The 12741-nt window shown below is 60.5% G+C and carries 12 protein-coding genes, 1 tRNA gene and 2 pseudogenes; 4 read left to right on the forward strand and 11 right to left on the reverse strand.

The features are described from left to right. The 8 genes and pseudogenes from NDI72_RS00005 to NDI72_RS00035 all read right to left on the reverse strand — a co-directional run. Window positions 1-328, reverse strand: a 328-nt coding sequence (locus tag NDI72_RS00005) for an ATP-binding protein (RefSeq protein WP_283799196.1), incomplete at its 3' end; no start/stop codon positions are given. Beyond that, window positions 325-573 (reverse strand): annotated as a pseudogene (locus NDI72_RS00010) (IS21 family transposase); the annotation flags it as partial. The pseudogene NDI72_RS00010 and the gene NDI72_RS00005, both read right to left, overlap by 4 nt. After that, window positions 570-787: pseudogene (locus NDI72_RS22025) on the reverse strand (ACT domain-containing protein); the annotation flags it as partial. The pseudogenes NDI72_RS22025 and NDI72_RS00010, both read right to left, overlap by 4 nt. Window positions 788-905: 118 nt before the next feature. Beyond that, window positions 906-1484, reverse strand: coding sequence for an ABC transporter ATP-binding protein (locus NDI72_RS00015; protein ID WP_283799197.1), 579 nt, complete (start codon window positions 1482-1484; stop codon window positions 906-908). A gap of 143 nt (window positions 1485-1627) precedes the next feature. Then, window positions 1628-2419: an ABC transporter permease gene (locus tag NDI72_RS00020; protein ID WP_283799198.1), complete on the reverse strand. Its 792-nt coding sequence runs from the start codon at window positions 2417-2419 to the stop codon at window positions 1628-1630. A gap of 65 nt (window positions 2420-2484) precedes the next feature. Continuing rightward, window positions 2485-3684 carry a tyrosine-type recombinase/integrase gene (locus tag NDI72_RS00025; RefSeq protein ID WP_283799199.1) on the reverse strand — a complete coding sequence of 400 codons (1200 nt, stop codon included), beginning with the start codon at window positions 3682-3684 and terminating at the stop codon, window positions 2485-2487. Window positions 3685-3724: 40 nt separating this feature from the next. After that, window positions 3725-4705, reverse strand: coding sequence for a DUF6538 domain-containing protein (locus NDI72_RS00030; protein ID WP_283799200.1), 981 nt, complete (start codon window positions 4703-4705; stop codon window positions 3725-3727). 158 nt (window positions 4706-4863) lie between these two features. After that, window positions 4864-4937 (reverse strand) — tRNA-Gln (locus NDI72_RS00035). Window positions 4938-5171: 234 nt separating this feature from the next. Here NDI72_RS00035 and NDI72_RS00040 point away from each other — a divergent pair. Together NDI72_RS00040 and NDI72_RS00045 are read left to right on the forward strand one after the other, a co-directional pair. Next, a complete protein-coding gene (locus NDI72_RS00040) occupies window positions 5172-6506 on the forward strand; it encodes a Ppx/GppA phosphatase family protein (protein ID WP_502888360.1) in 1335 nt (444 codons plus the stop codon). Then, a complete protein-coding gene (locus NDI72_RS00045; RefSeq protein ID WP_113154432.1) occupies window positions 6503-7222 on the forward strand; it encodes an RlmE family RNA methyltransferase in 720 nt (239 codons plus the stop codon). Before NDI72_RS00040 ends, NDI72_RS00045 begins: the two co-directional genes overlap by 4 nt. A 13-nt stretch (window positions 7223-7235) precedes the next feature. On the opposite strand, the gene NDI72_RS00050 is transcribed toward NDI72_RS00045, so the two are convergent. Next, on the reverse strand, window positions 7236-8654 hold the full coding sequence (locus tag NDI72_RS00050; RefSeq protein WP_113154433.1) for a DHA2 family efflux MFS transporter permease subunit: 1419 nt from the start codon (window positions 8652-8654) through the stop codon (window positions 7236-7238). 302 nt (window positions 8655-8956) lie between these two features. Here NDI72_RS00050 and guaB point away from each other — a divergent pair, with 302 nt between their 5' ends. Continuing rightward, a complete protein-coding gene (gene guaB / locus NDI72_RS00055) occupies window positions 8957-10459 on the forward strand; it encodes an IMP dehydrogenase (protein ID WP_206547194.1) in 1503 nt (500 codons plus the stop codon). 56 nt (window positions 10460-10515) lie between these two features. Here the strand turns inward: guaB and NDI72_RS00060 are convergent, their stop codons facing one another. Further along, window positions 10516-11196: an MIP/aquaporin family protein gene (locus tag NDI72_RS00060; protein WP_206545781.1), complete on the reverse strand. Its 681-nt coding sequence runs from the start codon at window positions 11194-11196 to the stop codon at window positions 10516-10518. A 95-nt stretch (window positions 11197-11291) separates the two neighbouring features. Between NDI72_RS00060 and NDI72_RS00065 the strand changes: the two genes are divergently transcribed. Next, complete coding sequence (locus tag NDI72_RS00065; RefSeq protein ID WP_113154436.1) at window positions 11292-11705, forward strand: MAPEG family protein; 414 nt, start codon at window positions 11292-11294, stop codon at window positions 11703-11705. 3 nt (window positions 11706-11708) lie between these two features. Here NDI72_RS00065 and NDI72_RS00070 read toward each other — a convergent pair whose 3' ends face one another. Continuing rightward, window positions 11709-12620, reverse strand: a complete 912-nt coding sequence (locus NDI72_RS00070) for a hydrogen peroxide-inducible genes activator (protein WP_283799202.1) — start codon at window positions 12618-12620, stop codon at window positions 11709-11711. Window positions 12621-12741 lie beyond the last annotated feature (121 nt).

Here is a 12741-nt window from a genome sequence, read left to right on the forward strand (position 1 = left end):
CCATGGAACTACGACCAGGCAGTGTGACCGGCGCACCGCTTACGGCCAATTCCAGCACCTGCATCTTGTTGAGCTTCGGGATGGCTGTGAAGTCGAAGCTATCCAGGCTTTTGACGACCGGGAATTTGGCCGCCTTGATCCGGCGTTCGACCTTGCGGCGATCCCGTTCGATCATCTCCCGCTCGGCAAGTCGGAAGAGGTAGCCGACGTGATCGACGCCCTCGGTTGCGCATAGCCGAGCCAGCTTCTGGTGCTCACGCTGGAACGTCGGCAGCTTCAAGGCCTTGAGGTAGTGGGCAAGCAGGATGTCGGGCGCTTCGGTGCTCATGCCGCTTCTCCCGCATCAGACGACAGGAGGCGCATATACGCCTTCGCCGAGGTCTTCTCGACCGTCGCCCTCGGCAGGTAGGGATAGATCGACAGGTCCAACCGTGGCGGCCGGCGCTCGACCCGGCACAGGATCAGATGCTTGACTGCATCGAAGCCGATCGCGCCGAGCTGAATGGCCTGCTTCACGGCCGCATGCAGGTCTGCAAGGTCGAAGCTCTCCAGAAGACGAAGAACCTGCACGTATTATGGCTGCGCCCGTTGCGGCGATTGGGGAGCTGGTTCTGGCCCTCAGGTGCTTCCTCTGCACGCTCTTCATCCAGATGGACGTCTATCTCAGTGCTCAGCGCACGTTCTGCTAGCGCCTTGGTCAGTTCCGCCAGGATGCCGGTCTTGCCAAACAGATCGCCCGGCGAGCGGCTTCCATCAGCCGGTCCAGCAGGTCTTTGTCGATGCCCATACGTGGGGTCTCCTCTCAGAGCAGTTACCACGTCAGGGCACAAAATTCAGGATAGTCCCAGTCAGCCTGCCATTCTCTCTGAAGTGGTCCCATCTTTTCGGGCAGATTTGCAGCTTCGCTAAGTCGAAGCCCATTCATCCGCGCTATAAAAGCCTTTTACCTCACCGCGTTCGAGCTCAAGAATCTTGTTGCATGTCTTCTTTAGCAACCCGTGGTTGTGGCTTGCTAGGACAATTATGCCCGCTTTCTTCGCCAGCTTATCCATACGCTCTCTGGCCTTATCTTGGAATTGTGGGTCACCAGCTCCGATCCATTCGTCCATGAGCAGGATTTCAGGCTCAAGGCAGGTGGCGACAGAAAATGCCAGGCGAGCAGCCATGCCTTGGCTGTAGCTCTTAAAGGGTAATTCGATGAAATCGCCCAGCTCGCTAAACTCGATGATCTCTTCCATCCGGCTTTCTATAACGGATGGTGGCCAGCCGTTTATAAGGCCTCGCAGTTCGATGTTGCGCCTTCCTGTTGCTTCTCTTCTGAAACCGAGATTAATGTTGAACAGAGCATCCACCTTCCCGCAGATATCAACGCTGCCAATCGTTGGCTGATAGATGCCGTAGAGTACCTTCAGTAGTGTTGTTTTCCCCGCGCCATTTGACCCGACTAGGCCTAGGCGATCTCCTGAAGTGAGGTCGAAGTTCACACCGCTTAGAGCGGTCACCTGCTTGGTACGCCCTGTACTTTCAAGCTTTCCGCCCGTTGAACCCGACCGAGATCCGCGCGAAAGTGTAAGTTTCTCACGCAACCGATAGGAAAGACTAAGGTTGTCTACTTTTATGCTAACCATCAAACCAGAAACACGATCTCTTTTCGGAATTTACCGAGTAGAAAGAGGGCCAAAGCCCAAAGGGGCAAGCTTATTGCGAGGCATATATAAAAAGCTTGGGCGGGGAGAGCGTTTTCTACGATAGGCATCCTTACTGTCTCGAGAAAATATGTGAATGGATTCCAGTAATATAGTAAGTGGCGTACGCCGCCAGAGCCTTCGTATGTCCAGAAAACGGGCGTTAGGAACATCCCTATTCGCATAACGTTTGAAATGATGAATTGGCTGTCAGGAAAGTATGCTCCCGAAAATGCAACCACCAGTATGGCTGCAGGAGTGGTGATCAAGATCAGGATTAAACCCGCTGCAGCATAGAGCCAATACGCGGTAGGGTATACTCCGCTGAGAAATAGTATGGCTAGGCAGCCAAGAGACGCGTATCCGGCACGGACCACAGTTTGGCCAAATAACCTCATAACGTAGGTGGTCAGAGGAAGGGTGGTGCCTTTTATGAAGCTCTCTTCACGCGTGAATAGCGTCGCACTCATAGTGACGACTTCCATGATGTAAAACCAAACGAACAGTCCAGTTGCCACATAGGCTGCGTAATTCGAAGCGGAGCTGTCTCCACGATGGATCACGAAGATGAACGTTCCCGCGAATGCCAGGTAGTTTATTAGTAACCAAAGCGGACCTAGCGTTGTTCTGCGATGCTGATCCCCGATATCTTCCTGCGCCAACGCAATCCATACTCTGTGCATGCGAAGCCCAGCCCACAAATCATCTATGGCACTCCTTAGTGCAGCAAACATAGTCGTCCTCTAGAAATAGTGCTCGGCTTAACGAGTGTCGGTTCTGCTATCGCGCTTTTCTCAAATCAGCAAGGTTTGGTTGCGGATCGCAGCCTGCGTGCGTGGCGAAGCCTCTCTCGCTTTGACTGTCCCTCCCAAGGGGCTGCCTCATTCGCCGCAACCCAGGGAAGAAGCTCGATTGATCGCGGTTCCAGGTGGCTTGTGATGACCGGATACTTCGCCAGCGCATCCTTGATAACATTCAGTCCCGCGCGATTGGTATATCGCATGCTCGTCTCGTCGCTGTTGAGCCGCCCCGCAATGTCGCTGATGATGCTTGGATGTACCAGTTCCTGCTTCAAAGTGTCCGCTAACCCATGCCTTAGCGCATGCAAAACGCGATTCCAGCGTTCGCTATCTCTCAAGTGCTGATGAAGCTTCGGTACAAAATCTTTGTAGAAGCGGTCGCCGACATCAGCCTGGCGAGTTTTCGCGAATAGTTCCGGAAACAGCATGTCGTACCCCGAGCTCTTGATCGCCTCGACGTAGTCGATGAATTTCAGTCGCAAAACTTCATCTGGAACAGGCAGCAATCGCATCGAGTTTGCATTCTTCAGACTGCGGTATTTGTTCGGGCGGATACTGATGGCCCAGCCATTTTCTGTATCCACAATGTCATTGACTGACAGACCAGCAACCTCGTTGCGGCGGGGGCCGAGATATACCATCAGCATGGGTAAAAAATAACTCGCCGAATGGTAGATGTGTGGCCCTTTGCTCTCCTGTTCCTCCGCACTCCTGCAGCCCGTAAAGATCGGCATGTCGAACATGGGGCGTAGCTGTTCGGGGCCTGGTTTGTCGGTGATGCGCCTTACATCGCTGAGTTTTGGCTTCTTCGGGCGTAGGCCGTCCATGGTTAGTTTCGGTACATGATAGCCGCGGCCTGTGATGAAATTAAGGAAGGTCTGGATATTGGCGAGATGCTTGCGGATCGTTGATGGGCCTAGGCCCATTTTCGGCGGTTCTCGCCCCGCTTCCATGTCAGATTTCAAGCGTTGTGCTGAGGCTTCGCGTAGCGCCGCTGTGCCGAGATCGCGCAACCGCGCGCTGCGACCGTAATTGGCAAGGATATGATCAAAATGCTCACGCAGCCTGCCCAGGTGGATTTGGCGCATCTGGCTTGACTGCGTGACGCCTTGTTCTCCCAGTACGCCTACCAGCATGGTGACCGCAACTTTGACGTCTTTCGCCGTTGCCGTCTCCCAGTGATGCTGATTGCTCTTCATCAACGCGTCGCATTCAGAAAGGAACTGCGGCAGCGGCAGGTCAATGCCATCCGTGTCGTCCGGTACTGAGGAGGAGGCGGCAGCAGCAGAGGGGGGGGATGCTTTTAGGCGTTGGCGCAGGGGTGTTCACCAGTGCAGATGGGGGCTCTGCTTCGTGCGTAGCAGGTGCGAGCGAGGAAGGTTTCGGAGGGGCGGGGGCTGACGCCTGCAGTGTTTCCGTCTGTTCATCGGCAGGCGTGATCACTGTTTCCAGGTTCTCTTCTGGCCGCTTCGGTTCAACTGTAGTGGGTGAGGGGTTGGATGAAGCCTCCGGAGCTGATGATGGAGGTGTCTGGGCTTCGGTAAACAGAGCCGCAACATCGCTGTCTCTGCTCAGCGGCCCATAGCGTTCGGGTTCACCCAGCAGGACGTCCGCCTTGGCCCGCATGATCTGTTGGGTGGCTCTTTCTCGGTTCAGCGGCGTGTCCTTCACGCCGTGTGCGTCCATTTCGGCTTTCAGGAAGCGCTCGAAATACCGCGATCTGCATTCCGTTCGTTCCTGCTCAAAGGTCTCTGCGATGTTGTCAATCTGGCGGTGGGCAAACCCTGCCTCTTTCAGGGCGCGCCTGGCAGGGCAGTTTTCATCAAAGCGCATGTGGCGGCCAGTGCCGAAAAGTTGGATCAGGCGATAGACCCAGCCGATGAGGATGTCGGCGCGCACATTGTCTTCCGCCGCCGAGCCTGTGCGGCGTGCGGCAAAGGCGAGATCGTCCATGCTTTCATTCATGCGCTCGATCTCGGCGCGGAAAAGGTCTTCCAGCTGTTCGCGGCTTGTCATGCGCGCCCTGTCTTCCTCAGCCAGTTCCGCCAGCAGCATGTTGAGCCGCCGGACCATGCTTTTGGCCTTTGTATGATCCCCGTGGCGCAGAGACAATGCAAGATGGCTGCGCTGATTGGAGGCGAAGGCGGAGGGCACCCTTGCGCGCCAGTAAAAGATATTGCCGCGGCGGGTGAGGTTGGCGAGGCGATGCCGTGCTGCCATGAGGGCTACCTTGTGCATTGGCACGGACGTGCACAGCATTGTGCATCAGTCCTGTGCGACAGTTTTGGGCACAGAGGGCAAAAATCGGCAAAAACACTGCATTTGAGGATTCGCAGCGGACGGATTCTTTAATGAATCCAAACTGCGGACGTGCGAAATGGCTGGGGAACCTGGATTCGAACCAGGACTAACGGAGTCAGAGTCCGTGGGTCTACCGTTAACCTATTCCCCAGCGGGCGGCGGTGGCCGCTTTCGACACGCTATTTAACAAGCTGAATTTCATAGTCAAGGGCACATGCGTATTCAATTTCGCGATTGCGCAATTTTCTTTGTAATCATCGAACAGTGCGTTTCAGGCAAACACCGCTATTGGTGAAATCGACGCCGGCTGATACGTTGGCCGCAACTAAACGAAATAAGCTGCCTGATGCGCCCCCGAGGCTTGCGCGGCGGCGAAGGAATAGCGGTGGAAAACCACGACCACGGCGATGTTTCGCCGGTTGAGAGGGTCGTCCGGGATGCCGCGTCGGATGGGGGATCAACCCTCGGCTTCGACGATCGGTCGGCCGGCCCCTCTGCATGCAGGGATGGTGCGTCTGCATCATCCGGCAGCGCGGATGTGCGCGATTGCGATGAGCCCGTGCGCAAGCGGAAGCGCAGAAAACGGCGGAAACGCCGGGCTTTCGTGCGTGATGCGCAGGAAGGCGTCGCCGCACAGGAAGCGCCCCAAAGCGAACCCAAAAAACCAAAACGCCCGCAACAGGCCCGTCGACGCGAATCATCGCAGGAAAGCCAGCGCGCCTCCTATGCGGCGCTCGATCTGGGCACGAACAATTGCCGGCTTCTCGTGGCAACGCCCACGCGGCCGGGATATTTTCGTGTCGTCGACGCCTTTTCGCGAATCGTTCGCCTGGGTGAGGGGCTTTCGATCGAAGGCCGCCTGAGTGACGCTGCCATGGATCGCGCGGTCTCGGCGCTCAGCGTCTGCGCCGACAAGCTCGGCAATCGCCGGCCCAAGCGCATGCGGCTGATCGCGACGGAAGCCTGTCGCTCGGCGCAGAATGGCGCGGCCTTCATCGAGCGCGTGAAGAAGGAAACCGGGCTCAGGCTCGAAATCATCGACCGGCAGACCGAGGCCCGCCTGGCGGTGGCCGGTTGCAGCACGCTGGTCGAGCGCGGCACGGAAGGCGTGGTCCTGTTCGACATTGGCGGAGGCTCGTCGGAAATCGCGCTGGTGGACATTTCGCGCCACCGCACGCCACGGCTCGCCGATCACATCGTCGCCTGGACATCGTTGCCGGTGGGCGTGGTGTCGCTTGCCGAACGCTTTGGCGGACACCATGTGACGCCCGAGAGCTTTGCTGCGATGGTCGATGCGGTGAGCGAGATGCTCGACCGGTTTGATGATGGCGGGCGGCTGGCGCAGGTCGCTGCCGGCGGGCGCTTCCACCTGATCGGCACGTCCGGAACGGTGACGACGCTGGCGGGCGTTCATCTGGGGCTGGCGCGCTATGACCGCCGCCAGGTCGACGGTTTGTGGATGGAGCGGGACAATGTAGACCGCATGATCGACACGCTGCTTTCGTGGGATTTCGAGCAGCGCAAGGCCAATCCCTGCATCGGCGCGGACCGGGCGGATCTGGTGCTTGGCGGCTGCGCGATCCTTGAGGCGATACGCCGCCGCTGGCCCTCGGAACGGCTGAGAGTGGCCGACCGGGGCCTGCGCGAAGGCATGTTGAGTGAAATGATGGCGGCCGATGGCGCTTGGCGTCGCCGGCGGCGGACGGGACGGAGTGCATGACCAAGAAACCGGCAGGCAAGAGCGGTGGCGCACGCGCGCTCAAGACGCGCATCAAGAAGACCAAGCTCAAGAATTCGTCGCGCCGCTGGCTCGAACGCCATCTGAACGATCCCTATGTGCACAAGGCGCAGGCCGAGGGCATGCGTTCGCGCGCGGCCTACAAGCTGACCGAGATCGATGACCGCCACAAGCTCCTGTTTCCGGGCGCGCGGGTCATCGACCTGGGGGCGGCTCCCGGTGGCTGGTGTCAGGTGGCGGCCGAGCGCGTCAACTCGACGCCGGAGAACCCGCTGGTGGTCGGCATCGATTATCTGGGCATGGATGCGGTGCCGGGCGCCATCGTTCTGGAAATGGACTTTCTGGATGATGATGCGCCAGAGCGCCTGATGGAGACGCTTGGCGCAGAGCCGGATCTGGTGATCTCCGACATGGCCGCGCCGACAACCGGGCACCGTCAGACAGATCATCTGCGCACCATGCATCTGTGCGAGACGGCGGCGGATTTCGCCCTGTCAGTGCTCAAGCCCGGCGGCCACTTCCTGTGCAAGGCCTTTCAGGGCGGTGCGGAAACCGGCCTGCTCGATCAGCTGAAACGCAACTTCAAGTCGGTTCATCATGTGAAGCCGCAGGCCTCGCGGGCGGAATCGGTGGAGCTTTATCTGCTCGCCAAGGGCTTTAAGGGCCGCAAGAAGGAAGAACCCGAAGACGAAGCGTAAGGCGCAAAACGCCTTACTCTGCTGCGGGAGCCGGCGTCGCGGATGCGGCGCTCCTGCGGCGTTTGTGGCCCGACACCCTGCTGCCCGTCTCTGGCGGGAGGCTGAGGAACGGAATGGCCGCCAGTGCTGAAAGACCAGCCACGATCAGGAAGGCGTTGAAGAACGCATCGATGCCCAGAGCGGTGCCGGTGACAAGCGCGGTTGCCTCAAGAATGCCGCCGCCCACGGCCACGCCCATTGCAATGCTCACCTGCTGGAAAGCCGCAGAAAGCGTGGCGGCCTGACTGGCCTCCCGGTCGCCGAGCTCTGAGAATGTGAGCGCGTTGGATGACGTGAAGAAGAGCGAGCGCAGAAGGCCTGAAAACACCAGAACCGTGATGATGGTCCAGTGCGATGTCTGCGGCGTGAAGAAGGCGTTGACGCCGATGCTGGCCGCACCCAGCAGGGATGCGGTGACCAAAACGACGCGGAAGCCGCCAAGGCGCAGCGCCGTGCTGGCGATGAATTTCATGGCAATGGCCCCAAAGGCCGAAGCGAAGGTCAAAAGGCCGGACTGGAAGGGCGTGAGCCCGAACACGACCTGGAACATCAGCGGCAGCAGGAACGGCACTGCGCCGACGCCGATGCGGAAGAGCGAACCGCCGATGATCGACGAGCGGAAGGCGCGGTTGGCGAACAGGCCGAGATTGAGAACCGGATGCGAGGTGCGCCGCGCATGACGCACGTAAAGCACGGCTGCAAGCGCGCCGATGAGCACGGTGCAGACACCCACAATCGGCGGCAGGGCGGGCAGGCTAATGACCGAAAGGCCGAACACCAGACCGGAGGCGGCGATGCTTGAGAGCATGAAGCCGATCGTGTCCAGCCGGCCGGTCTCCTGTTTGGGAAACTCCGGCAGCACGCGGCCCGAGACATAGATGCCCAGAAGGCCGATGGGCACATTGATCAGAAAGATCCAGTGCCAGGAAAAATAGGTGGTGATGAAGCCGCCCAGCGGCGGGCCGGCCACGGGGCCGATCAGCGCGGGGGCGGCGAGCCACGCCATGGCGCTGACGAGCTTCTCGCGCGGCACGGCGCGCACCAGCACCAGCCGTGCGACGGGCGTCATCATTGCGCCGCCCATGCCCTGCAGGAAGCGCGCCAGAACGAACGAAGCCAGCGAATTGGAAAAGGCGCAGGCGATGGAGCCGATCACGAACACGCCGATGGCGATGCGGAAGACCCGCTTTGCGCCGTAGCGGTCGGCCATGAAGCCGCTGATGGGAATGAAAATCGCCAGCGAGACGAGATAGCTGGTCAGCGCGAGTTTCAGCGTGACCGGGCTGGTGTCGAGGTCGGCAGCGATGGCCGGCAGCGAGGTGGCGATGACGGTGGAATCCATCTGCTCCATGAAGAGCGCGACGGCGAGTATGAGCGGCAGTGTGCGGTTCAAGGCTTTATGTTCCTGTGCCGGTCTGTCGCGGGAAGGGGCCGCGGAGAGGGGGAATTGTGGGCAGACCGGATCAGCGTTGGAGGCTTTAGCACGGCGCGTGCGGCGTGTCCTGTGGCAGTGACGGAGCTGTGTTGGTGCTGTCATGTCATGTGGACAACAATTGTTACGCTTACAAAGCACCACCTTTTCAAGTCGGCGCTGACGTGTTACCAGCCAGCGCCAATCCTGAAAGGGAATCACACAGACGAGGCCTTGCTTTTGAGTGGCGAGGTCGCGTGTCCTCTTATTCCAAAGGGTCGGCCATGGCTAAAATCATCGAGACTGCAACCGGCGCCGAGGCGCTTACTTTCGACGACGTGCTCCTGCAGCCCGGCCACTCGGAAGTGATGCCCGGCCAGACGGACGTGCGCACGCGCATTGCCGGCGACATCGATCTCAACATTCCGATCCTTTCCGCCGCCATGGACACGGTGACGGAAGCGCGTCTCGCCATCGCCATGGCGCAGGCCGGCGGCATCGGCGTCATTCACCGCAACCTCTCGCCCATCGAGCAGGCCGAGGAAGTGCGCCAGGTCAAGAAGTTCGAGTCGGGCATGGTGGTGAACCCCATCACAATCGGCCCTGACGCAACGCTGGCCGAGGCGCAGGCGCTGATGCGCGCCCATGGAATTTCGGGCATTCCGGTTGTCGAGAATGGCGGCGCTGGCGGCCACACAACGGGTCGTCTTGCCGGTATCCTGACGAACCGCGACGTGCGTTTCGCTTCCGATCCCGAGCAGCGTGTGCGCGAGCTGATGACGCATCAGGATCTCGTCACCGTGCAGGAAGGCGTCGCTCAGGACGAGGCCAAGCGCCTTCTCCATCAGCACCGCATCGAGAAGCTGCTCGTGGTTGATGACGCGTCCAACTGCGTTGGCCTCATCACCGTCAAGGACATCGAGAAGTCGCAGCTCAACCCGCATGCTTCCAAGGATGCGCAGGGCCGCCTTCGCGCCGCCGCCGCAACCAGTGTCGGCGAGGATGGTTTCGAGCGCGCCGAGCGCCTGATCGATGCCGGCGTCGACCTTCTGGTGATCGACACCGCCCACGGCCACTCCCAGCGCGTGCTCGACGCAGTGGCGCGGGCCAAGAAGCTTTCCAGCAATGTGCGCATCATTGCCGGTAACGTCGCAACCGCCGAAGGCACACAGGCGCTCATCGACGCCGGTGCGGATGGCGTGAAGATCGGCATCGGGCCGGGCTCCATCTGCACCACGCGCATCGTTGCCGGTGTGGGCGTGCCGCAGCTCTCGGCCATCATGTCGGCGGTGGAAGTGGCGGACAAGGCGGGCGTTTCGCTGATCGCCGATGGCGGCATCAAGTTCTCCGGCGATCTCGCCAAGGCGCTTGCCGCCGGTGCATCGGCGGCAATGGTTGGTTCGCTGCTCGCCGGCACGGATGAAAGCCCGGGCGAGGTCTATCTGCACCAGGGCCGTTCCTACAAGGCATATCGCGGCATGGGTTCGGTTGGCGCGATGGCGCGCGGGTCGGCGGATCGCTACTTCCAGGCGGAAGTGCGGGATACGCTGAAGCTCGTGCCTGAGGGCATCGAAGGCCAGGTGCCCTACAAGGGACCGGCTGGCGGTGTTCTGCACCAGCTCACCGGTGGTCTGAAGGCGGCCATGGGTTATGTCGGCGCGGCCAATCTGGAAGAGTTCCGCCGCAAGGCGACCTTTGTGCGCATCTCCGGTGCGGGCCTGCGTGAAAGCCACGCGCATGACGTCACGATCACCCGTGAAAGCCCGAATTATCCGGGCGGCGTGTGAGCGCTTCAGGCATCTACGCGTTTGGAAAAGGGCCGCTCAGGCCCTTTTTCATTGCGTCAGGCGCGCTCCAGGTATCCTGTTCTTCCCAGAATGCCGGCGAGGATCGCCCCGGTAAGCGGTGCGGCGATGAACAGCCAGAGCTGGTTCATCTCGCGCGCGCCGGCAAACAGGGCGGGGCCGATTGAGCGCGCGGGATTGATGGACGTGCCCGTCACCGGGATGAGGCACAGGTGAAGGACCGCAAGCGTCAGTCCGATCACCATGCCGGAAAGCGCGGTGCGGTGTTTCTTCGCGGTTACCCCCAGAATGACCGTCACGAAAATGAAGGTGCCGAGCGCTTCAAGCGCGAAGGCGGTGGGTGTGGGGTAAAGTCCGGCGGATTCCCAGCCGTTTGCGGCGCGTGAAACGGGAGCGACCGCGTTGTTGCCCTGCGCAATGCCCCAGAGGGCTGCTGCGGCGAGCGTTCCGCCGACAATCTGCGCCAGAATGTAGGGAAGCACGTCGCGGGCCGGCATGCGCCCCGAAAGAAAAACGCCGGCGGTGACTGCCGGGTTCATATGCGCGCCGGAAACGGGGCCGATGGCATAGGCCATGGCAATGACGGCAACGCCGAATGACAGGGCGATGCCGATGCCGCCCAGCGGCAGAAGATTGCCGAATCCCCCGGCGATGATGCTCGCACAGCCCAGAAAGACGAGGCAGAACGTGCCGAAACACTCGGCGGCATAAGCTTTCATGATTCGATCCTTGCAATGTGGGCAACCTTGCAAAGGCTCTGGATTTAGGAGCTGATGGGGAAATCAGGATTCACAGTTCACACAGGGGGAAGACCATGTCCCAGACCGCCATTTTCTGGCCGATGATCGCGCAGGTGGCGCTGGTCTATGCGGTTTATCTGCTGATCGGCATGCGGCGGAAGAAGGCGGTGGAAAGCGGCAGCGCCACGGTCTCGCAGTTTCGCGAAAACCGCGATGAGCCGGCGGAAAGCCTCTATGTGCGCAACAATCTGGCCAATCAGTTCGAGCTGCCGGTGCTCTTTTATGCGGTCTGCCTGGCGCTGTTCGTGACCGGGGGTGCCGGCGTGGCAGCGGTTTCGCTGGCCTGGGTCTTCGTTCTGTCGCGCTGCGGTCATGCTTATGTGCATGTTACGTCGAACAGGATACGCCACCGCCAGCCGCTGTTTGTGCTGGGGTTCTTCGCGCTTGGCGCAATGTGGCTTCTGCTCGCCCTGCGGCTGGCGATCTGAGTTTCAGCCACGCGCGAGAAGCGCTGTGTGAGCCTGCAGGATCGCCTCGTGCAGGGCCGCGAAATCGGCCTTGCGCGGATTGGACTTTCGGCCAGCCAGGCATATGCTGCGGGAAGGGCCGGGGGCGAGAAACGGCAGCACGCTGACGGAGGGCAGGAGCTTTGCCGAAGCGCGCGCCATTTGCGGTATGAGGGTTACGCCCATCCCATGCGACACCATGTGCAAAAGCGTCGTCAGGCTGGTTGCGCCAAAGGTCTCCATGGTGACGGGTTTCACCTTGCCGCAGATTTCCAGCGCCTGTCCGCGCATGCAGTGCCCGTCTTCCAGAAGCATCAGCCGTTCGAGCGCCATGCTCTCCTGCGCCACGGGCGGGGCAAGGCGTTCAGCGTCTTCGCTCGGCACGGCGAGATAGAAGGGGTCGTCAAAAAGCGCTTCGGGCAGCAACCGGTTGTCATTGATGGGCCGCGCCGCGATCATGGCATCGAGCCTGCCGGTCGCCGTGTCCTCGGCCAGCATCTCGGTAACCGCCTCGCGCACCTCCAGCCGCAGTTTGGGAAACCGCTGTTTGAGAAGCGGCAGAAGCTCGGGCAGCAGGTAAGGCGCAATCGTGGGGATGACGCCAAGGCGGAAACGGCCTTCAAGCGCTTTTCGCTCGCGCCGGGCCTCGCCCTCCAGCTCCCGGATCTCGGAGAGAATGCGCACCACGCGCGGAAGCAGCGTATGAGCCTCGGCGGTCAGGCGCACGGCCCCGCTGCCGCGTTCGAACAGCTTGAAACCGAGCTGCGCCTCCATTTCGGAAATCTGCGCCGAAAGGGCAGGCTGGGTCACGCCGCAGCTCGTGGCCGCGCGTCCGAAATGAAGCGTTTCGGCCAGTCGCTCGAAATACTGCATCTGTCTGATGGTGAGGCGTATCATAACTTCAGATTATCGCATCGAATATGAAAGACAATTGGAATTTATGAGGCGGCGTGACTACCTTCAATTTGTTCCAAGCCATGCCGCAGTCCAACCGGCAACCGGTCAGGCACCGGAGAGC

The organism is Nitratireductor sp. GZWM139 (assembly GCF_030068685.1).
Classification (GTDB): domain Bacteria; phylum Pseudomonadota; class Alphaproteobacteria; order Rhizobiales; family Rhizobiaceae; genus Nitratireductor; species Nitratireductor aquimarinus.